17 protein-coding genes are annotated in these 20,089 nt (G+C 68.1%); 6 read left to right on the forward strand and 11 right to left on the reverse strand.

Going from position 1 to position 20,089, the window contains the following annotated elements; genetic code table 11:
- Positions 1-99: 99 nt before the first annotated feature.
- Positions 100-1,788, reverse strand: a complete 1,689-nt coding sequence (locus AC1D2L_RS14060) for an EAL domain-containing protein (protein ID WP_476846487.1) — start codon at positions 1,786-1,788, stop codon at positions 100-102.
- Between the two features lie 179 nt (positions 1,789-1,967).
- Here AC1D2L_RS14060 and AC1D2L_RS14065 point away from each other — a divergent pair, with 179 nt between their 5' ends.
- On the forward strand, positions 1,968-2,165 hold the full coding sequence (locus AC1D2L_RS14065) for a hypothetical protein (protein WP_476846488.1): 198 nt from the start codon (positions 1,968-1,970) through the stop codon (positions 2,163-2,165).
- Positions 2,166-2,271: 106 nt separating this feature from the next.
- Here the strand turns inward: AC1D2L_RS14065 and rpmF are convergent, their stop codons facing one another.
- Positions 2,272-2,457 (reverse strand): 50S ribosomal protein L32, encoded by a 186-nt coding sequence (gene rpmF / locus AC1D2L_RS14070; protein WP_069688448.1) that lies wholly within the window; start codon positions 2,455-2,457, stop codon positions 2,272-2,274.
- Between the two features lie 172 nt (positions 2,458-2,629).
- The gene (gene mtgA, locus AC1D2L_RS14075) at positions 2,630-3,340 is read right to left on the reverse strand and encodes a monofunctional biosynthetic peptidoglycan transglycosylase (RefSeq protein WP_476846588.1); all 711 of its coding nucleotides are present in this window, start codon (positions 3,338-3,340) and stop codon (positions 2,630-2,632) included.
- A gap of 154 nt (positions 3,341-3,494) precedes the next feature.
- Here mtgA and AC1D2L_RS14080 point away from each other — a divergent pair, with 154 nt between their 5' ends.
- The gene (locus AC1D2L_RS14080) at positions 3,495-4,445 is read left to right on the forward strand and encodes a polyprenyl synthetase family protein (RefSeq protein WP_476846489.1); all 951 of its coding nucleotides are present in this window, start codon (positions 3,495-3,497) and stop codon (positions 4,443-4,445) included.
- 78 nt (positions 4,446-4,523) lie between these two features.
- On the opposite strand, the gene AC1D2L_RS14085 is transcribed toward AC1D2L_RS14080, so the two are convergent.
- From AC1D2L_RS14085 to AC1D2L_RS14110, 6 genes are all read right to left on the reverse strand, one after another.
- Positions 4,524-5,741, reverse strand: a complete 1,218-nt coding sequence (locus AC1D2L_RS14085; RefSeq protein ID WP_476846490.1) for a histidine kinase — start codon at positions 5,739-5,741, stop codon at positions 4,524-4,526.
- A gap of 67 nt (positions 5,742-5,808) precedes the next feature.
- Entirely contained in the window at positions 5,809-7,101 is a 1,293-nt protein-coding gene (locus AC1D2L_RS14090; RefSeq protein WP_476846491.1) for an adenylosuccinate synthase, read from the reverse strand.
- Positions 7,102-7,229: 128 nt separating this feature from the next.
- A complete protein-coding gene (locus AC1D2L_RS14095; protein ID WP_476846492.1) occupies positions 7,230-9,785 on the reverse strand; it encodes an HWE histidine kinase domain-containing protein in 2,556 nt (851 codons plus the stop codon).
- On the reverse strand, positions 9,763-10,332 hold the full coding sequence (locus AC1D2L_RS14100) for a biliverdin-producing heme oxygenase (RefSeq protein ID WP_476846493.1): 570 nt from the start codon (positions 10,330-10,332) through the stop codon (positions 9,763-9,765). Before AC1D2L_RS14100 ends, AC1D2L_RS14095 begins: the two co-directional genes overlap by 23 nt.
- Positions 10,333-10,417: 85 nt before the next feature.
- Positions 10,418-12,118: a mucoidy inhibitor MuiA family protein gene (locus AC1D2L_RS14105; protein ID WP_476846494.1), complete on the reverse strand. Its 1,701-nt coding sequence runs from the start codon at positions 12,116-12,118 to the stop codon at positions 10,418-10,420.
- Between the two features lie 122 nt (positions 12,119-12,240).
- Positions 12,241-12,705, reverse strand: a complete 465-nt coding sequence (locus AC1D2L_RS14110; RefSeq protein ID WP_476846495.1) for an Lrp/AsnC family transcriptional regulator — start codon at positions 12,703-12,705, stop codon at positions 12,241-12,243.
- Between the two features lie 143 nt (positions 12,706-12,848).
- Between AC1D2L_RS14110 and AC1D2L_RS14115 the strand changes: the two genes are divergently transcribed.
- Positions 12,849-14,003 (forward strand): trans-sulfuration enzyme family protein, encoded by a 1,155-nt coding sequence (locus AC1D2L_RS14115; RefSeq protein ID WP_476846496.1) that lies wholly within the window; start codon positions 12,849-12,851, stop codon positions 14,001-14,003.
- A 17-nt stretch (positions 14,004-14,020) separates the two neighbouring features.
- Positions 14,021-14,944 carry a DMT family transporter gene (locus tag AC1D2L_RS14120; RefSeq protein WP_476846497.1) on the forward strand — a complete coding sequence of 308 codons (924 nt, stop codon included), beginning with the start codon at positions 14,021-14,023 and terminating at the stop codon, positions 14,942-14,944.
- A 9-nt stretch (positions 14,945-14,953) separates the two neighbouring features.
- Here AC1D2L_RS14120 and AC1D2L_RS14125 read toward each other — a convergent pair whose 3' ends face one another.
- Entirely contained in the window at positions 14,954-15,838 is an 885-nt protein-coding gene (locus tag AC1D2L_RS14125; protein WP_476846498.1) for a type 1 glutamine amidotransferase, read from the reverse strand.
- 138 nt (positions 15,839-15,976) lie between these two features.
- On the opposite strand from AC1D2L_RS14125, the gene AC1D2L_RS14130 reads away from it, so the two are divergent.
- Positions 15,977-16,909 carry a DMT family transporter gene (locus tag AC1D2L_RS14130; protein ID WP_476846499.1) on the forward strand — a complete coding sequence of 311 codons (933 nt, stop codon included), beginning with the start codon at positions 15,977-15,979 and terminating at the stop codon, positions 16,907-16,909.
- Between the two features lie 115 nt (positions 16,910-17,024).
- Here AC1D2L_RS14130 and bla read toward each other — a convergent pair whose 3' ends face one another.
- Positions 17,025-18,026, reverse strand: a complete 1,002-nt coding sequence (gene bla, locus AC1D2L_RS14135; RefSeq protein ID WP_476846500.1) for a class A beta-lactamase — start codon at positions 18,024-18,026, stop codon at positions 17,025-17,027.
- 320 nt (positions 18,027-18,346) lie between these two features.
- Here bla and AC1D2L_RS14140 point away from each other — a divergent pair, with 320 nt between their 5' ends.
- Complete coding sequence (locus AC1D2L_RS14140; RefSeq protein ID WP_476846501.1) at positions 18,347-20,086, forward strand: diguanylate cyclase; 1,740 nt, start codon at positions 18,347-18,349, stop codon at positions 20,084-20,086.
- Positions 20,087-20,089: the final 3 nt, after the last annotated feature.

Below are 20,089 nucleotides of genomic sequence, written 5' to 3' on the forward strand. Positions count from 1 at the left end.
GATAGAGCGTGAACGACAAACGGCCCCGGGCGATGAGCGCCGCCCGGGGCCGTAGCTTTTCTCAGGCGTGGCGATCGCTGCTGAGGCGATGCCGGCGTACTAGCCGGYCGCGCTGGCCCGCTCGGGCGCGGCGACCGGCCAGATCTCGGCCTTCCCGACCAGGTGGCCCTGCAGATAGGTCACGCCCCAATCGGTCAGCATCGTCGCCTGGAGCTGGTCGTCGACCCATTCGGCCACCGTCTCTACGCCGAGGTGACGGGCGAGGTCTATGAGGGTGCGGACGTAGAAGCGGTCGTCGGTCGAGCGCCGCAGGTTCTGGGTGAAGGCGCCGTCGAGCTTCAGGATATCGATCGGGAAGGCGCGCAGATGCTTCAGGGAGGTATGGCCCGCGCCAAAGTCGTCGATGGCGATGCGTGCGCCCTGATCCTTGATCCGGGTCAGCAGCTTTGTCATGCGGGCGGGATCATCGATGGTGGCGGTCTCGGTGACCTCGACGACCAGGCGCTGTGCGGCGCCGCGCGCACCATTGGTGCAGGCGATGAAGGCATCGATCCACTCGGGGTCCGCCAGTGAGCGCGGCGAGACGTTGATCGACAGCGATAGGCTGGTGTCGTGGGCGAGCAGGTCGACCGCGAGCTCGAGGACGCGATGGTCGAACAGGCGCACCAGGCCGCGCCGTTCGAGCAGCGGAATCAGTTCTGCGGGGGCGAAGAACAAGCCCTGGGTGGACTGGCCGACGCGCAGAAGAGCCTCGTGGAAGGCGATCTCGCGCGTCGAGGCGCGCACGATCGGCTGCAAGGCGAGCTGGACGCGGCGCTCGTTCAGCGCAGCCACAGCCTGGAGGTCGAAGCCCGGGCGCTCCTGGCTGGGTTGGCGAATATCGCTGCGCCGGGCGATGACGGCGGTGTCGACCGCGCCGGCCCGTGCGCTGGCGAGGGCCGATTCCGCCGCTGCCACCAGGGTTCCCGCATGGCTTGCGAGGTCGGGCGCCACCGCCGCGCCGACGCGCAGACGCGCCAACGCGATGCCGCGACCGGTCTCGATCGCCGAGCGCGAGACGGCCTTGATGAAGCGGCGCGCCGCTGCCTCGACCTGATTGGCGGGGCAGCCGGTGAGCAGGATGGCGAAACGATTGCCGGAATAGCGCATCAGATGGTCGCGCCGGCGCATCACGGAGCGCAGGCGGTCCTGCACGGCGCCGATGATCTCGTCGGTGGTCTCATGGCCGAAGTCATCGTTCAGCCGTGTCAGTTCGTCGATCGCAGTGACGAGCACCACGACGACGCGCTCCGCCGGCAGGTTCTCGGCGAGAGTCGATTCGACGCGCTCGATCAGCGAGGTACGGTCGCACAGCTCGTTGGCGACCGCGCCGAGTTCGTCCTGGCGGACGCTGCGCTCGAGCCTCAGGATGCCGCGCGCACTGGCGGGGCGGCCGTCGGCGCCGGCGAACCAGCGGCCGGCATCCTCGATCCACATCTTGCGGCCCGCGAGATCGGCGGCGTAGCGCGTGCGATAGACGACGCCGTCGCCAAGGTCGTTGCCGCTCGAGGAGAAGATCGCGTCATAGCGGCTGCGGCCGCTGCCGGGCTCGACCAGGCCTGCGAATGCAAGGCCCCGGCCCATGACGTGGGCTGGCACGCCGGGCAGGAGATCGGTGGCGTTAGGTCCCCATTTCAGGCCGTCGCTGGCGATGTCCCAGGTGTAGAGCACCTCGCCGATGGAGGAGAGCAGGCTGCGCGGGTCGATCAGGGGCTCGTCGGCAGGGCTGAGGATCGACGGCACGGGCATCGTGGGTTTCAGCCTCAAACGGGCGAACCGCACGGCGGCGAGACGCCGTGTCGTCCTGGCCCGGACGGATCGGGATTTGTCCCGAAACGATGCAGGTTTTTGGATTAACGCCTCGTTAAGCCCGGCCGGAGAATTGCAAATTTCGCTGCGACGCAACCTTCGGCGTTTCGGAGCGGAACATGGCACGCAGCGAGCAACGCGAAGACCAGCTTCGGCTTGCTGCCGCCGAATCGGCCCTGCTTCTCCTGCAATTCGCGGCATGCCGGGCCGAAATCGGCCCTTTCGCGCGGCGCGGGCTCAGTTCGCCGCAGGCTGCGGCGCGCAGCTACGGTGCGGCGGCACGACCGGTGCCGGATCGCCGCTTACGACTCGCCTGAGACCGGCGGAGCAAAGCCAGACCACCGCGCATGGAAAAAGCCGGCCTCGCGGCCGGCTTTTTTCGTTCGCGCAGAACATGGCGCGGGACCCGGAGGTCCCGTGCGATCAGGCCTCGGCCTTGACCTTCAGGACCTGACGGCCGCGATACATGCCGCTCTTCAGGTCGACATGGTGCGGACGGCGCAGTTCGCCGGAGTTCTTGTCTTCGATATAGGTGGGCTGCTTCAGCGCATCGGCCGAGCGGCGCATGCCGCGCTTCGACGGCGAAGTCTTTCTCTTCGGAACGGCCATAGTACTCTCCATCGTGCCGGCGTCCGGAAGCACAGGCCAAAAGGCTGCACAACCGCCACGACGACGTAATCAATCTCGTGAGGCCTTGCCCATACACGCTCAAGGACAGCATGGCTAGAGCAGCGCGCTAAAAAACGGCGCAGGCGGGACGTCTATCGCATTCCTGGCGTCGCTAGTCGAGGGCTTCCGTCTCCCTTGCGGCGAGGGCGCAGTCGCCGAGCCCGCCGAGCTGGCCCATGCGGCGCTGGATGCGGTTGCCGGCGGCCAGCAGGCCGCGGCTGGGCCGGGCGGGATTGCGCAGCAGCGGGTTGGGCAGGGCGGCTGCCAGGCGCGCGGCTTCGGCCGGGCTCAGCCGCGAGGCCGGCTTCCTGAAATAGCGCTGCGCGGCAGCTTCCGCACCGAAAAGCCCGTCGCCCCATTCGGCGACGTTGAGATAGACCTCGATGACGCGTTGCTTAGGCCAGGCGAAATCGAGCGCTGCCGCCAGCGGCAGTTCGAGGCCCTTCCGGAGATAGGAACGGCCGGGCCACAGAAAGACGTTCTTGGCCGTCTGCATGGTCAGGGTCGAGGCGCCGCGGCTCGGCCCGTCCTCATCCTCCATCACGGCGTTGAGCTCGATCCAGTCGATGCCGCGATGCGTGCAGAAGCGCTGGTCTTCGGCCGCGATCACGGCGCGGATCAGATTCGGGGATATCTGCGAAAGCGGGACCCACTGCCGCTCCACCGGCTGCAGGGTCAGCCAGCGTCCTAGCATCAGCGTCGAGGGCACGGGCAGGAAGCGGTAGAGCGCCAGCGCCAGCAGCAACAGCGCGAGGAGGCCGATGACGATACGCAGGGCCCAGCGAATCAGGCGCGCGAAAAGGCCGCGCTGCGCCGCCCGCATAGCTGTCGCCATGAACTCCCGTTCCCCCCTTTGGCTTGACGCCGCCGCCCGGCTCCGGCAAGCCCGCTCGCAACAAGGCGAGCACCGAACTGCACGAAGGCCGGTCTGCGCCGCCTCGCGCCCACGGCCTCGCAGCGAACGCGAGATCCCGTGCATGAGTTCCGCCTCGTCAGACGCCGAGACCCAGAACCTCCCGACAAGTCTCGCACGGACGGCAGACGCGATCGAGTCCCTGCTCGACACGCTCCTGTCCTCGCCGCCGCGCGAGGGCGAACTGGCTCGCCCCGAGCCGCTGCTCGCGGCGATGCGGCACGGCGCGCTCGGCGGCGGCAAGAGGTTGCGTCCGTTCCTGACCATGGAAACGGCGCGCCTGCTCGGTGGCGACCATGCGCAGGCGCTGCGCGCTGGCGCGGCGGTCGAGCTCGTGCACTGCTATTCGCTGGTCCATGACGACCTGCCGGCGATGGACAACGACGATACGCGGCGGGGCCGCCCGACCGTCCACAAGGCGTTCGACGAGGCTTCCGCGATCCTGGCCGGCGACAGCCTGCTGACGCTAGCCTTCGATGTGCTGGCAGATCCCGCAACGCATCCTTCGGGCGAGGTCCGGATCGCGCTGGTGAGGGTGCTGGCGCGGGTCTCGGGGCTCGGCGGCATGGCCGGCGGCCAGATGATAGACCTCGCGGCCGAGGGGCGTTTCGACGGTGGCCGGCCACGCAGTCTGTCGCAAGACGATATCCGCCTGTTGCAGGCTATGAAGACCGGGGCCCTGCTGGCTGGCAGCGTCGAGATCGGTGCACTGATCGCCGGCGCCCAGGCCCCTGAGATCGCGGCACTGGTCGCCTATGGCAAGGCCCTGGGCGCTGCCTTCCAGGTCGCCGACGACATCCTCGATGTCGAGGCGACGCCTGAGGATCTGGGCAAGGCCACCGCCAAGGATGCCGAGAGGGGCAAGGCCACGCTGGTCTCGGCGCTCGGCCTCGCAGGAGCCAAGCGTGAGCGGGATCGTCTCAGCGACGCGGCGGTTGCGGCGTTGTCTGGCTTCGGGGCGCAAGCCGACATGTTGCGCGCGGCCGCGCGATTTGCTGCCGAGCGGAAGAGCTAGCAGATACGCTCGGTCCCGCAGCCACACCGCTAAGCGGTCATCCAGGTGTGGCGCTTCGTTTCGGGCCTTGCGATTGGCTCAGCGCCAGCGGCTGAAGGCGTCCCGCAGGGTCTGGTTACCCGAGATGCCCTTCTCGAAGGTGATGATGCCGCGCTTGCCCGAGGCGAAGCGGATCGGGATGTCGATCCAGTTGCGCGTCATGATCAGGTCGCTGTTGCGCTCGAGTTCGACGGGGACGTTCGAGAGCGCCGCCACGAACAGATTGTCGCCGAGCGCCGAGTTGATCGCCGAAAGCGGCGCGCCGCGTTCGCTCTCGTCGGTCTTGAACTGCGGCACGCCGATCTCGCGAATGGCCTCGATCGCCTGGCTGCCGGCGCCGGTGAAGCGCAGGCCGATGATGTGCGAGGCGGGGAAGGCCGGATCGGTGTTGCGGCGGATCGTGAAGTCGAGCCCCAGCCCGGCCTCGGGGATCTCGATCGTGGCGCGCACGATCGTTTCCACGGGGCGTCCCTGGCCGGCGCTCTCGCTGTCCAGACGCCAGAACACGCGCCCGTTGACGGCACGCGGCTGCTGCGGATTCTCCGGCGTCTCGGTGTAGAGGATCGCGCGTTGCGCCACGGCGACCTCGGGACCGGGTGCCGCTGCCGGCGTGTCCTGCGTCGGACGAGCCGGGGTTGCGGGCGTGGCCGGTGCGCCGGCATCGCCGACGCGGTCGTTCAGCTTGCCTGCACCCTCGGGCTGCGTGCCCTGGGCCGGGGCTTCCACCTGTGGCCGTGCGGCAGTCTGCGGCGGTTTGATCTTGTTGACGTAATAGGCGGCGCCAGCGATCGCGGCGACCGCGATGGCGATGCCGGTTCCGACAATGGCGGTCCGGACATGGCCGGGATTGACCCTGCGCTCGCGCGGCGGTGCGACGCGGGGCCGTACGGCCTGCTGCTCCGGCTGTTCGGGAAGGGGGTTCTCGAAGCGGCCCTCATCATGGGCGGGTTCGGGCTCGGGCTGAACCTGATAGGCCGGTTCCTGACGCTCCGGTTCCGGCAGGTCGCGGATGATCGGCGTGGCCTGGCCGGGCTGGGCGACGGGGCCTTCGCCGTAATCGGCCTCGACCTTCGCGACAGCCTCGTCGAGCGAGAGCCGCTCGCGCATGATCTCGGCTTCGCCGAGCGGCGGATCGAGCCCGCGCAGCTGGGCGACGAGCGCGGCCCGGGCGCGTTCATAGACCGCCCGGCGCGCCTCGGGCGAGGTGTCGGGCAGGCCGGCAACCGCGCGAGACAGGATGGGATAGAAATCGGCCATTGGCCTCACTTGTCGCTGATGCGGGCCTGCGTCAACCCTCGCGGGGCTGGGCTGGCCCGCAGGATTGTCAGGCCTCGAAGGGGTTGTGGACCAGGATCGTGTCGTCACGCTCCGGGCTGGTCGAGAGGACCGAAACCGTCGCTCCGATCAGCTCCTCGATGCGGCGAACATACTTGATCGCCTGCGCCGGCAGGTCCGCCCAGGAGCGGGCGCCGGCGGTCGATCCTTCCCAGCCTGCGATGGTCTCGTAGACGGGCTCGACACGGGCCTGGTCGCTCTGGCCGGCGGGAAGATGCTCGAGCAGTTCGCCGTCGAGCTTGTAGCCGGTGCAGACCTTGATCTCGTCGAAGCCGTCGAGGATGTCGAGCTTGGTCAGCGCGATGCCGTCGATGCCGGAGGTCTTCACGGTCTGGCGCACCAGGCAGGCATCGAACCAGCCGCAACGGCGCTTGCGGCCGGTGACGACGCCGAATTCCTTGCCCTTCTGGCCGATCAGCTCGCCGATCTCGTCGAAGAGCTCGGTCGGGAAGGGGCCTTCGCCGACGCGCGTCGTGTAGGCCTTGGCGATACCCAGGACGTAACCGACGGCCGAGGGACCAAGGCCCGAACCCGTCGCGGCCTGGCCGGCGACGATGTTCGACGAGGTCACATAGGGGTAGGTGCCGTGGTCGACGTCGAGCAGCGCGCCCTGCGCACCCTCGAACAGGATGCGCTTGCCGGCGCGGCGCTCGGCATCGAGCAGGGCCCAGACGGTGTCGGCATAGGGCAGCACCTGCGGCGCGATCGCCTTCAGCTGTGCGAGCAATTCGACCGCGTCGACCTCGGCGATGCCCAGGCCGCGACGCAGCGCGTTGTGATGGGCGAGGAGGCGCTCGATCTTAGCCTCGAGGATCGCGGGATCCTTGAGGTCGATGACGCGGATGGCGCGGCGGCCGACCTTGTCCTCATAAGCGGGGCCGATGCCGCGCTTGGTCGTGCCGATCTTGAGACCGGCATTGGCGGTCTCGCGGAAATGGTCGAGCTCGCGATGCAGCGGCAGGATCAGCGTCGCATTATCGGCGACGCGCAGATTGACCGGGCTGATCGCGACGCCCTGCTTCCGCAGCCGCTCGATCTCCTCAATCAGATGCCAGGGATCGACGACGACGCCGTTGCCGATGACGGAGAGTTTTCCGGGGCGCACGATGCCCGAGGGCAGCAGCGACAGCTTGTAGACGACACCATCGATGACCAGCGTATGGCCGGCATTATGGCCGCCCTGAAAGCGGACCACGACATCGGCCTGGCTCGACAGCCAGTCGACAATCTTGCCCTTGCCTTCGTCGCCCCATTGGGCGCCGACCACCACCACATTTGCCATGGTTCAGGTTTTCCCTGCTCGACTCGCATTTACGAACGCAAGCGACGCGCGAATGCAAAACCCCGACGCAAGGCCGGGGTTTCGGGGCATGTCCTTGCAAGCCCTCATGAGCCAACAAGGCGGCGAGGTCAAGGCAAAGCGGCCCGGCCGGCCAACAATCCGGTCAATACCGCGACCAACTCGGTGCTGCCGTAAGGTTTGCGGACCAGGGGCGCCTGTCCCAGATCGGGAGGCATTCCGGGGTCGCTGAAGCCCGATGCGAAGGCGAAGGGAATGGCGCGTTCCATAAGGCGGCGCGCCAGGGGCTCGCTGGTCTGCGAGCCCAGTTGAACGTCGAGCACGGCGACGTCCGGCCGTGACGTTTCCAGTCGCGCAAGGGCCTCGTCGAGCGTCGCGCAGATCTCGACGCGGGCGGCACCCGCCGCGACAAGCATCGTCTCGACGTCCATCGCGATCAGGAACTGGTCCTCGACCACGAGCACGCACCTGCCCAAAAGCGGTGTGGCCTCGATGTGGGCCGGGGTCGCGGCCGCCGTCGGGCCTTCGGTGGCACCAGCGCCCCAGGCCAGATGCCGGCCCGGCACCGAGATGCGGGCGCGCAGGCCGTCGCGGGCATAGTCGATATCGGCTGTGCCGCCGAGATCGAAGGGGATGCTGCGGTTGATCAGGACCGAGCCAAAGCCGTGCCGGGTCGGGGCGGAGACCTCCGGTCCACCGCTTTCCGTCCAGTTCAGCGCGACGCCATCCGCGATGTCGCGCTGCCAGGCAATGGCGAGATGCCCGCCGGGCCGCGACAGGGCGCCGTATTTGGCGGCGTTGGTGACGAGTTCGTGCAGCACCAGCGCCATCACCGAATAGGCGCGCCCGTCCAGCGTGAGCGCAGGGCCCTCCAGCGTGACGATGCCGTGCCCGCGATAGGGCGAGAGCTCTGCCTCGAGCAGCGCCGCGAGCGCGCCGCCGCCGCTGCCACGCGCGATCTGGTCATGCGCGACCGAGAGGGCGACGATGCGCCCCTTGAGGGCGTCGACATACGCGGCGACCGGCTCGTCGGGCTTGACCGGCTGCGAGACCAGCGAGCTGATCAGGGCCAGGATGTTCTTGACCCGGTGGTTCAATTCCTCGTTCAGCAGCTTCTGGCGCAGGTCGGCCTTGCAGCGTTCCTCGGCCAGCATCTCGGTGTGATGCATCACGACCTCGACCAGGGCCGAGCGCGCCGACTCCGCTGCGCGCCGCTCGCTATCGGTCCAGGGCTTCGACTGGCGCTCGACGGTCTCCTTCCAGATCGCGAAACTCTTGCGCGGGGTCAGCCGGTCGCCGAGCGGGCCGGTCTCGTAGTGCTTGTTGGGGTCGCCGCCCCATTCCACGGTCTCGATGACCTCGCGGCGGAAGAACAGCAGGTAGTCGCGCGGGCGTTGCGACAGCGGGATGCTGAGCACGCCTGCGGCCTCGGATCGGTAGGCCTCGGCCGGTGCAAAGCGGTCCGGCAGGTCATGGCAGGCGAAGACGCGCCCCTCGCCGGCCTCCCCGACGAAGGCGAGCAGCGGCGCGATGGCGGCGTCGGGCGGTGTGGTGCCGGCTTGCGTCCAGGCGCCGTCGAGCCAGAGGCCGACACCGTCGCAGGCGATCAGCCTCTGGAAGGCGGGCAGGCTCTCGCGCAGGAAGGTCGCGGCGTCGCTGGCCTGGGGTGCGTTGACCAGCAACGCGTCGAGAAAAGCCCTCGTGCGCTCCGCTGCGTCGAGCTTTTCGCGCTGGATCAGCGAATCCAGCTGCAATGACAGGAACTCGCCGAAAATCTCGGCCGCTATGCGCAAATTCATCGGCAGCGGGCGTGGCGCGTAGTGATGGCAGGCGATCAGGCCCCAGAGCTGGCCGCCCAGGATGATCGAGATCGACATCGAGGCGCCGACGCCCATGTTGCGCAGATACTCGCAGTGAACCGGCGAGACGCTGCGCAGATGCGCGAAAGATAGGTCGAGCGCCGCGCCGGCCTCGTCCAACACGGGTTCGATCGGGATGCGCGCCCCGCCGGAATCGCCGACGACGCGGATCGGATTCTGCAGGTAGAGCCGGCGCGCCTGCTGGGGGATGTCGCTGGCGGGAAAGTGCTGGCCCAGAAAGCTCTCGAGGTCGGCGCGCCGGGCCTCGCTGACGACCTGGCCGGAGCCATCGGGCGCGAAGCGATAGATCATGACGCGATGATATTGCAGCACGGCGCGCAGCAGCCGCGCTGCCTGGCGCAACAGCCCGTCGATCGTGCCCTGCTTCTCCATGCGGCGGATCAGGGTACGCGTGAATTCGAGCGGGGTGGTCGTGCTGTCGCCGGCCGAGGGCTCGATCTCGATGATCGCGTGGCCGCCATGGTGATGCGCCGACAGGTCGAACTGCGGTCCGCCCGGAACGAGCTGCACGCCTGTCATCAGGCCGGGTCGCGACGGGTCTCCCGAGCGCGCCAGCGCGTTGCGAAGATTATGGACGAGGTGCGGTGCCAGCAGCGTCTCGAGACGCCGGCCGATCAGGCTGGGCTCGGAGAGGCGCAGCATCGTGGCCAGGTTCGCCGAATGGCGCCGGACGGTCACCGCCTCGGGATCGCAGGCGATCAGGCAGCCATGCGGCTGGATGCTGCCTGGAATATGGATCGGCTCGCGATCGCAGTTGGTGAGATCAACCTGCGGCGAGTTCATCATGGTCGAGACTCTGGAAGGCCCGCGTCACTGCGAGGAAGGCGTCGTCGGCGCCTGCCGCCAGGGCGTCGCGATCGATCGCCGTCTGGCTGTCGAGCAGGCCGATGTAGCGCCGCCAATTGTCGATGGAGCCGGCCTGCAAGGCGAGGTGCCGGGCACCATGGCTGTCCGTCATGCCGAATTGGCTCACTGTGCGGTAGGTCAGTTGCGCGCCGAGCGACGAGCCTTCCATCACATAGAACAGGCCTGCCAGGCGCGCGCTGTCATTTGACAGCTCTGCAGGCCCGCCGATCTCGGGAAGGGCGAGGTCGAGATCGTCGGCATCGGCCGCAAGCAGCCCGTGCAGCTCGAGCGGTCGCCAGTCCTGGAAGGGAGCCGGATTGAGCCTGCCAGCGAGGGCGAGCTCCACGGGTGCGCGAAAACAGTACATGCCCGCGAGATAACGCCGATAGGCCGAAAGGGTTTCGACGGGGCCGACTATTTCCTCGAGCGCCCGGTGGTGGGCCGAGGTCGCGGAGCGGAGAAAGAAGCGAAGCGAGGACGAGGTCATCGTCCTCCGCTAAGGGCAATCCGGCGGCCTGTCAAAAGGCGTTGCTGCGGGCGAAACTGCGCGATCAATGTCGCGCACTGAAGCTCTAGCGCTGGATGGGACCCGGCTGCGACGCGCCTTGCTGCGCATAGCTGAGCTCGCGATCGCCCGGCCATTTGATGCGATAGGAGAGCTTGATCTCCTTCTCGGCCGCAGGGGCTAGGTCGAAGGTCCAGGCCGAGACGCCGCGCTTGTCGCCGACCTGCTTCTCGGTCGGGGTCGTCGTCTGCGGCAGGGTCTCGATGGTGATCGTGCTGACCTCGGAGAACGGGATACGCTCGGTCACGGTGACCTTGACCGGTTGGGCGTGCAGGCTCTTCACCACGGTGCGGAACTCGCGCAGGTCGGTCCGAGTCTGGCCAAGCCAGGTCGGGTCGTTCTCGCGGCGGCGGACAGGCGCACGTGTCACCTTGAGCTTGTCGTCGGCGCCGAAGCCGAGCTCGACCTTGTCGCCGGGCGCGACCAGGCCGATCTGGCCACGCCCGATATAGGCGCCGTCGCGATGCAGGAAGACCTGGCCGGGCAGCAGCGGGGCCTCGTCCTCATGGGTGAAGCTGGCCTCGAGATAGGCTTTCTCCTCGAGTTCCGGCGTGGCCCTGGCGCTGAGCGCCGGATTGGCCTTGCTCTGGCTCAGCACTACAGCCTTCGACGAGCCATCCTGCGGGACGGTGATGCGTCCGGGTACCTGGAAGCTCGCCTGATAGGCTGAGGCCTCGATCGTGGCGGTCGCGATGGTCGCGGCCTCGGCGGCCGGCTCTGGCGCTGCGGATACCGCCTTGGGCGCTGGCGCGGCGGCGGGCGCCATGCGCTGGGTCTGCTCGCGGCGGATCTGGTCGGCAGCGCGCGCCCGCGCCTCGTAGATCGAGGGTGGCTCGAAGAACATCACCTGCATCGGTGCGAGATCGGGCGCGCGGGTGCCGCCGGCCGAGCGTGTCGTCGAGAGCGTGACGGCCACATCGGTCCAGTCCTCGCCGCTGCGCTGGCGCAGTTCGGCGCGCCGCGTAAAGGCGATCTCCGGCTTTGCGGCGGTGCTGCCGGTGGAGAGCCTGGCCTCATAGGCCGGCGTCCAGTTCGCGCCGGTGACCCTGTAGCTCACAATCAGCTCGGCGGAGACCGGTGCCGGCGCCTCAACGGCAATGGCGACATCGCGCTTGGGCGCGCCGGGGCGGCCGGGCTGCGGACGTGCGCGCTCGAGCGCGGCGATCTCGTTCTGGATATCGGTGGCTCGGTTGCGCACGCCGCGCAACTCGTCCTGGACCTTGACCAGAGCCGTGCCGATCGCCTCGAAGACCGCCGGCCAGTCGGCCACTGGCAGGGCCTTCCCGTCCGGGCCGAGCTTGTCGGGACCGGTCTGGGCGAAGCGCTCGATCGTCTCGCGCTTGGACTCGATCGCGCTCAGCTGGCCGTCGAGCACGGCCTTTTCGTCACGCAGGGCCTTGAGCTTGGTCTCGATGGCGTTGTCGAGGGGCTTCGTCTCGCCGGGCACCAGCCGGACATCGACCGCGCCGATCGAGAAGGCGCCGGTCCCGACGCCATCGACGCGGATCGAGGCGGGATCGATCGTCGCGGGAAGGCCGCGCAGCACGATCTGCGAGGTGCCCTGCAGCAGGTCGGCCTTGCCCAGCCGCGTCACCACCGCCCCATCGGGATAGACGGTGACCCGATCGATGCGCGAGGCGAAATCGGCCTCGGCTGCGCCGGCAAAGCTCGGCGCGACGATCAGGGCTGCGGCAAGTCGGCTCTTCATGGTGCTATCCCTCCCAAATCACGGTGGCGTGATAAGCGCGGCCGAATTGGGCGCGGCGAAGGCGGGATTGGGGTGGGTTGTGAAAAATTGACGCAGGGTGAGGTCTGCGGGTTTCGTGCGGATTACCGTTTCGGCGTCACCCCGACGACTTCGCGCATGGCGACATAGGTGTGGTATTCAGAGACGTTGGGGTCGTCGTGAAAGACCTCGCGGGCGAAGGCGGCATAGGCGGCCATGCTCTCGACCTGCAGATGCAGCACGAAATCGGAGCCTCCGGTGACATAGGAGGCCTGCTTCACCTCCGGACGCGACTGCAGCTTGCGCGAAAACTCGCCATAGGTGCGCGAGCCCCGTTCGATCGAGACCAGCACGTGCACCGTGACGGGGACGCCGAGCACCTCGGGGCTCACGATCGAAACGTCGGCCGTGATGATCCGCTCCGCCCGCAGGCGGCGCAGGCGCCGCAGCACCGCGCTCTGGGACAGGCCGACGCGTTCGGCCAGCACGCGTGCAGGCGTCTGATTGTCGACCTGGACCTCGCGCAGCAGCGCGTGATCGAAACTGTCGAGTTCGACTGTTTTCGCCATTCGACTTCCCATCTGCGACCAAAACAGTCGCTGCATAGCCAAAGTCTGCGAAAATGGCCACGCGTTTCCGCGCAAGATGAGCGGCAGCCCAGGTGAGCAAGACCGGATCGGCCGGATCTGAGCATGGGCGACGGAATGCAATCATGTCCCAGCGCCCGCTTCATCCCCGTTCCCTCGCCGCGCAGGCGATGGGCAAGATCGATCCGCAGACGAAGGGGGTGGTGACGCCGATCCACATCGCGACGACGTTCATCCGCGACCCCGACAACGCCTATTCCTCAGGCTTCGTCTATGGCCGGCCCGATAACGAGACGGTGCGCGAGGCCGAGAGTGTGCTGGCCATGCTCGAGCAGGCGCAGGCCGGCGCGCTCCTCTTCGGCTCCGGGATGGCGGCGGCGACCGCCGTGTTCCAGGCGCTGTCGCCGGGCGACCATGTCGTGGCCTCGAAGGTGATGTACTGGGCGCTGCGGGCCTGGCTCCTGACGGAAGCGACGCGCTGGGGCCTGAAGATCGATTTCGTCGAGACCGACGACCTCGTGGCGCTGAAGGCCGCCGTGAAGCCCGGCGTGACAAAACTGGTCTGGGCCGAGACGCCCTCGAACCCGCTCTGGACGATCACCGACATCGCCGGTGCCGCGGAGATCGCGCATGCGGCGGGGGCGAAGCTTGCGATCGATTCCACCTGTGCCTCGCCGGTGCACACCCAGCCGCTGGCGCTGGGCGCCGACATCGTCATGCATGCCGCGACAAAGGTGCTGAACGGCCATTCCGACGTGGTCGCCGGGGCGCTCTGCGCGCGTGAGGACGACGAATTCTGGAACCGCATCAAGACCGTGCGCAAGATGCAGGGCGGGATCCTGGGGCCGTTCGAGGCCTATCTCCTGATGCGCGGCCTGCGCACGCTGCATGTCCGGCAGGAGCGCCAGTCTGCTTCCGCCATGACGCTGGCCCAAAAACTCTCGGCGCATCCCCTGGTGGCACGCGTGCTCTATCCCGGCCTGCCGCAGCATCCCGGCCACGACATCGCGGCGCGCCAGATGGCGGGCGGGTTCGGCTTCATGCTGTCGGTGCAGGTCACGGGCGGCGAGGGCGCGGCGATCAAGGCCGCCGCCCATGTCGAGCTCTACAAGCGCGCGACCTCGCTGGGCGGCGTCGAGAGCCTGATCGAGCACCGCGCCTCGATCGAGGGGCCGGGCTCGCCCTGCCCGACGGACCTGCTGCGGCTGTCCACGGGGATCGAGGACGTCGGCGACCTCTATGACGATCTCGACCAGGCCCTCAAGGCCGGTCACGCGTAAAGCCAAGGGGCGCCGCCATGGGCATCGAGGCGACAGCGGCGCACCCGTCCGGCGGCGACCGGACCGGGCAGCTTCTTCTGGTGGTCACGGCCATTGGCTGGGGGCTGAACTGGTCGGTCCTGAAGTTCGTGTTGCAGGACTGGCCGCCTCTGTTCGCGCGCGGCACCGCCGGGCTGCTGGGCGCGCTCGCTTTGGCGGCCGTCGCCCTGCGGCGCGGCGAAAGCTTTGCCGTGCCGCGCGGCCTGCGCCTCCGGCTCGCCGTGGCCGCCGGCACGAATGTCTTCGCCTGGATGGGGTTCACCGCCCTGGCGCTGAACTGGCTCAAGGTCTCGGAAGGCGCGCTGATCGCCTATTCGATGCCGCTCTGGGCGATGCTGCTCGCCTGGCCGCTGCTCGGCGAGCGCCCGACGAGGCGTAGCCTGATCGCGCTGGCGCTCGGGCTCGCCGGCCTGGTGGTGCTGATGGGCGGCCCCGACATCGCCGCCGGCAAGCTGCCCGGTATCCTGTTTGCGCTGGCGGCGGCGATGCTGTTTGCCTTCGGCACCGTAACCTCGCGCATGCCGATCACCACCTCGCCGACCGCGCTGACGGCCTGGCATGTCGCGTTGGGCTGCCTGCCCATGGTGCTGCTGGGACTGTGGCTGGAACAGCCGCGCATCACGGCGCTGTCGCTGCCCGGCCTCTGCGGGCTGGCCTACATGGCGGCCGGCCCGATGGCGCTGTGTTACCTGACCTGGTTCGGCGCGTTGCGGCGCCTGCCGGCCTCTGTCGCCGCGGCCGGGATGCTGCTCGTACCGGTCATCGGGGCGCTCTCGGCGGTTCCGCTGCTCGGGGACAGCCTCGGCGCGCGAGAGCTATGCGCCATCGTCCTCACGCTCAGCGGCGTCGGGTTGGCGTTAAGGCGCTCGCCGCGCGCGGATGTCGTGGCAACGACGCGCTGAGACCCGCCCTCAGGCGCGCCCTCTCGCGCTTGCATGGGGTTTCACGCGGTGGGCAAGGAAGTTCCGGAGTTCCGTCACCCGCTTGGCATCGTCCAGCACCTCCTCGTCGAGGCCATGGGCCCAGGCGAGGTCGTGGCGGGCAGGGTCCGCGTCGAGCGTGACGAGTTCGTCGAGCCATTGCGAGGCTGCCGCTTCGTCCCTGCGAAATCCTTCCTGGACGAGGATCGGCTTCATGCGGCCCAGGATCGAGGCGACCTGGCGCAGCGGAAATTCGGGGTGGTATTGCACGCCCCAGAACAGCCCGCCATCCTGCGCGATCTCGCAGGCATGCACGGTGCTGTAGGCGTTGCCGGCGAGCACCGTGGCGCTGGCCGGCGGCTGGACGACGGTGTCGAGGTGGATCGCCGGGGCATCGAAGGCAAGCGGGCGCCCGGCCAGCAGCGGATGCGTCCGCCCGGCCTCCGTCAGGGTGATCCTGCGCGCAAACCCGACCTCGCGGCCCCTGGGATTGGCTGTGACCGTTCCGCCGGCTGCAACCGTGCCGATCTGGATGCCCCAGCATGAGCCGAAGCTCGGCGTGCCGCTGGCATAGATCGCGCGCATCAGCTCGACCTGCCGCGTGATCGCGGGGTCGTCATGATAGATGTGCAGAGCCGAGCCGGTCAGGAATATGCCGTCATAGGATTGCAGGCCGGCACCGTCGGGCAGGTTGGCGCCGTCATCGGCCGGCAGGCAGATGTCGGTGATCGCGTCGGGCACGATCGCCGTCACCTCCTCGGCATAGGCGGCCGCGGGCGACAGGCCGCGGTAGCCGGCTGCGTGGTTGTCGCGTTGCTCGCGGGTGTTGCCGTCGACGACGAGCAGGCGGAGCGGGCGGCTGGCAGTCTGGATCATGTCGGGGGTCGCCGGGGAGCTGTGCGTCGGGCAGGGATGCGTCGGCCGGGGGACGGCCTTGCGCCTCATCTCACATGACGTGAAGGCCGTGCAAGGCTATTGCAGTGACCCGACCTATCGCCGACAGGCCAGAATCCAGTGTCTCCAGCTCAATCCCCGCTCGTCGAGAAGACGCTGCCGCAGCGCCTGTGGGGCAATGCCTATCTGCTCCTGATCCTGACGACGCTGATGTGGGGCGGCAATGCCGTCGCCAGCCGGCTCGCGGTCGGCGAGATCTCGCCAATGGCGCTGACCTCGCTGCGCTGGGTCTTTGTCTGCGCGGTGATGCCCTTCGCCATGCGCGATCAGCTGCGGGCGCATTGGCCGGTGCTGAAGGCGCGCTGGGTCTTCATCCTGGCGATGGGCACGATGGGGTTCACCGCCTTCAACGCGGTGATGTATCTCGCGGCCTATTCGACGACGGCGATCAATATCGGGATCCTGCAGGGCTCGATCCCGATCTTCGTGCTCGTCGGCGCCTATCTCGCCTATCGCACGCCGATCGGGGCGCTCCAGGCACTGGGTGTGCTGGTAACCTTGCTCGGCGTCGCGGTGGTTGCGAGCCGCGGCGACTGTCATGTGCTGTCGCAGCTCGCCTTCGTTCCCGGCGACCTCTGGATGATCTTGGCCTGCACCTTCTATGCCGGCTACACGGTCGCGATCCGCTCGCGTCCCGCGGTGCCGGGCCTCGTCTTCTTCACCGCGCTCGCCATCGTCGCCTGCTTCGTCTCGCTGCCGCTGCTCGCCATCGAGGTCGCGACCGGCAATGTGCTCTGGCCGACGGCGAATGGCTGGCTCATCCTCGCCTTCGTCGCGATCGGCCCCTCGATCTTCGCTCAGCTTTTCTTTTTGCGCGCGGTGGAGCTCATCGGGCCGGGCCGGGCCGGCGTCTTCGTTAACCTGGTGCCGATCTTCGCGCCGATTCTGGCGGTGTTCATCCTGGGCGAGCAGCTCTCGCTCTATCATGGCGTGGCGCTGGCGCTGGTGCTCGGCGGTATCTTCATCGCCGAGCGGATGGGCAAGCGTCGCTGAGAGCTTCGGCGCGCCATCGTCATTGCGAGCGAAGCGAAGCAATCCAGGAACGGCAGAGCGCTACGTCCCCTCGATTGCTTCTCCGCTGCGCTCCTCGCAATGACCGGAGGCTGCGTCAGCGCAGGGCCGCGACCGCTGCCTTCGCCACGGCTGCATGGACGGCCTCGCGCGTCTTGGCATCCGCCATCGAGCCAGCGAGATAGATCGCGATCGCGAAGCGTCGTCCGTCGGGCAGCGTGACGATGCCGATGTCGTTGGTGGCGTGGTTGACGCCGTCCATTGTCAGCCCGAGTCCCGTCTTGTGGGCCAGCCGCGCCGCCTTGGGCAGGCCGGCGCGAATGCGATCAGGGCCGCTCCTGGTCTGCGTGATCGCCGCGTCGAGGAAAGCGCCGTGCGCGGGCTCGCGCAGCCAATTGCCGCGAGCCAGCGCTTCGAGGAAGGCGACCGACGCGTCCGGCGTTGCGGAATCGCGCTTGTCCTTGAGCGCCACCGCCAACGCAGCCTGCCTCTTGTCGGGCGCGAGAGCCTTGAGCCTGGCGCGATAAGCGGGCTCGTCGATGGCGACATCCCAGCCGAAGCCGGGCAGGCCGAAGACCTCGGGCTGGAAATCGCGCTCGTAGCGATCCACGGAGATGCCGGCGATGCCGCCCTCCCTGAGCATCTTCGTCACGACCTGGGGGCCGCCAATGCAGCGCATCAGCAGGTCGGCGGCGGTGTTGTCGCTTTCCTCGGCCGCAAGCCGGATCAGTTCGCGCAGGGGATACGCGTTGCGCTCGCCCTTGAACGCCTTGGCCAGGGGGCTGTGGTAGAGCGAGAAATCCTTGCGGGTGACGGTGATCGGCTGGTCGAGCCTGAAACGTCCCGCCTCGACAGCCTGCAGCGCCGCGACGGCGAGAGGCAGCTTGAAGACGCTCTGCATCGGAAAGCTCTCGGCGCCGCGATGCGACCAGGTCGCGTGATCACCGAGGTCGATCAGCGCCACTCCGAGCCGGCCTTGGGACCGGGTCTCAAGGGTTGCGACCTCCCGATCGAGCGCCGCCTTGTCCCAGCCGGCGAGTGTTGGCGTCGCGGCGAGGCCGAGCAGGACGGGGGCGATCAGGCGCAGGGCGGTCAACACAGGCGGTATCCTCCGGTCGAAGTCGGTGGCTCGCGAAGGTGGGGTCAATTGTGGCGACACGATAGCCGGCCCATGTGGCGCGGCGCGTGGAGGCATTCGTCCGTACATCTGCGGTACATCTGACGTAGGTCAGCTTGCCTGCCGGCCTCTAGCACGATCTGTTCGATGGGCGCGGTTCGGGCCAGGAGGCGACTTGCCTATCGGCATAGAATAGAGTGCATAGTACCAAGCAAGCAATCTGGCGATTGCTTGCCAATATTTGTGGTGGTCCGGTTTCAGGCCTCGAAGGCATTACGATGGGTAAGTCTGGTTTTTCCAGTATGGTCGACATACTGTCGTCCCCGGCATGCATTCTGGATCCTGATGGCCATGTCGTTCACCTCAACTCCGATTGGCGGGCGCGTGCGGGCCTCGGCGGCTCCGATGGCCGATCCGTCCCCTTCGAGCGCCTGATCGATGCGCGGGATGGCGCCGCGGCCGTGGCGAGTCTGCGTCAGGGCACATCCGTGGGCGAGCGCCTCGACATCGAATGCCGCCTTCCCGAGGTCTCAGGTTGTTCGCGCTGGCATCGCCTCACGCTGCATCCGCTGGACAAGGGGGGAGAGGGACCGCGCGGCTGGCTCTGCATCGCCGCCGACATCCACGACCTCAGGGAAAGCGAAGCGCGGCTGCGCCACCATGCCGAGATGCAGACCGACATGCTCAKTGGCAGCGTCGATTGCATCAAGCTGATCGCGCTCGATGGCACGCTGTTGCACATGAACAAGGCGGGCTGCCTGGCGCTCGGCGTCGCGGAGGATTCAGGCTTCGGCATGGCGTGGCTGCCCCTGCTGCAGCCGGAGGTGCGCGCGGCGGGCGAGCACGCATTGGCTTTGGCTCGGGCGGGCTCCTTCGCCCGGTTCGCGGGGCGCAGCGAGCTGCCGGGTCAGAAGCCGGTCCATTGGGACAACATGCTGACGCCCGTCATCGGCCACGACATGAAGCCGAGCGCGATCCTGTGCGTGTCGCGGGAGGTGACAGCCGAGCAGGAGGCGTTGCAGCTGCTGCGCGAAAGCGAGAAGCGACTGATGATCGCGACGCGCGTCGGCGGGCTCGGCATCTGGGATTTCGATATCCTGCAGGGCAGGCTGCAATGCGACGATGGCTGGTACCGGATCATGGGTCGCGATCCCGCCACGCCGATCGGCACGCTGGACGCGTTCCGCCCCTTCATTCATCCCGACGACGTTGAACGCGCCACCGAGGTCACCGACACCGCCGGGGAGCTTGGGTCGACAGGGCGCGACTACGCCATCAAGTTTCGGATCATCCGCCCCAATGGCGAGATCCGCTGGCTGCGCTCGGCGGCCTCGCTGATCAGGAACCCGGCCGGCGAGTTGATCCGTGCGATCGGCTTTGTCGTCGATATCACCGAGGCCTTGCGCAGCGAGCAGGCCCTGCTCGAAAGCAATCGCGAGCTCGAGGCGGAAAAGATGTCGCTCGCCCGGCAGAGCCTCGAGGACCCGCTGACCGGGATCGCCAACCGCCGCCATCTCGACAGGGAACTGGCGCGGATCTGTCGCGACGCCAAGGAGCATGCGCGCGCGATCTGCGTCGGCATGGTCGATGTCGACAATTTCAAGGCCTATAACGACCGTTACGGCCATCTCAAGGGCGATGCCGCGTTGCGCGAGGTCGCGAGCGTGCTGAAATCGGTCGTGCGGAAATCGGACCTGGTGGCCCGCTATGGCGGCGAGGAGTTCGCCTTCGTCCTGATGGACACCACCAACCCCGGCCCGCTGCTCGACCGCTTGATCGCCAGCGTGGCAGAGCGCGGGATCCAGCATGTCTGCTCGCCCACGGGCCTGCTGACCGTGAGTTGCGGCTGCGTGACTGTGGGCAGCTGCGACGGGGCCTCGCCCCGTCTTCTCCTCAAGGAGGCCGACGAGCTGCTCTACAAGGCCAAGCTGGCCGGACGGAACCAAAGCGTGATCGGTACCGTCCAGCCGGATCCTGCGCCGGCCATGGCCGAAGCCGCGCAGCAACTGCGCCTTGTCGGCGCGGCCCCGGATCCCCGTTGAGGG

The sequence above is a fragment of the Allobosea sp. P1_B10 genome (assembly GCF_056406735.1).

What these genes read in the sequence shown, in the direction of transcription:
- AC1D2L_RS14065 (WP_476846488.1), top strand. Translation starts at nt 1,968, where the DNA reads ATGGCACGCAGCGAGCAACGCGAAGACCAGCTTCGGCTTGCTGCCGCC.
- rpmF (WP_069688448.1), bottom strand. Translation starts at nt 2,457, where the DNA reads ATGGCCGTTCCGAAGAGAAAGACTTCGCCGTCGAAGCGCGGCATGCGC.
- mtgA (WP_476846588.1), bottom strand. Translation starts at nt 3,340, where the DNA reads ATGCGGGCGGCGCAGCGCGGCCTTTTCGCGCGCCTGATTCGCTGGGCC.
- AC1D2L_RS14080 (WP_476846489.1), top strand. Translation starts at nt 3,495, where the DNA reads ATGAGTTCCGCCTCGTCAGACGCCGAGACCCAGAACCTCCCGACAAGT.
- AC1D2L_RS14085 (WP_476846490.1), bottom strand. Translation starts at nt 5,741, where the DNA reads ATGGCCGATTTCTATCCCATCCTGTCTCGCGCGGTTGCCGGCCTGCCC.
- AC1D2L_RS14090 (WP_476846491.1), bottom strand. Translation starts at nt 7,101, where the DNA reads ATGGCAAATGTGGTGGTGGTCGGCGCCCAATGGGGCGACGAAGGCAAG.
- AC1D2L_RS14095 (WP_476846492.1), bottom strand. Translation starts at nt 9,785, where the DNA reads ATGATGAACTCGCCGCAGGTTGATCTCACCAACTGCGATCGCGAGCCG.
- AC1D2L_RS14100 (WP_476846493.1), bottom strand. Translation starts at nt 10,332, where the DNA reads ATGACCTCGTCCTCGCTTCGCTTCTTTCTCCGCTCCGCGACCTCGGCC.
- AC1D2L_RS14105 (WP_476846494.1), bottom strand. Translation starts at nt 12,118, where the DNA reads ATGAAGAGCCGACTTGCCGCAGCCCTGATCGTCGCGCCGAGCTTTGCC.
- AC1D2L_RS14110 (WP_476846495.1), bottom strand. Translation starts at nt 12,705, where the DNA reads ATGGCGAAAACAGTCGAACTCGACAGTTTCGATCACGCGCTGCTGCGC.
- AC1D2L_RS14115 (WP_476846496.1), top strand. Translation starts at nt 12,849, where the DNA reads ATGTCCCAGCGCCCGCTTCATCCCCGTTCCCTCGCCGCGCAGGCGATG.
- AC1D2L_RS14120 (WP_476846497.1), top strand. Translation starts at nt 14,021, where the DNA reads ATGGGCATCGAGGCGACAGCGGCGCACCCGTCCGGCGGCGACCGGACC.
- AC1D2L_RS14125 (WP_476846498.1), bottom strand. Translation starts at nt 15,838, where the DNA reads ATGATCCAGACTGCCAGCCGCCCGCTCCGCCTGCTCGTCGTCGACGGC.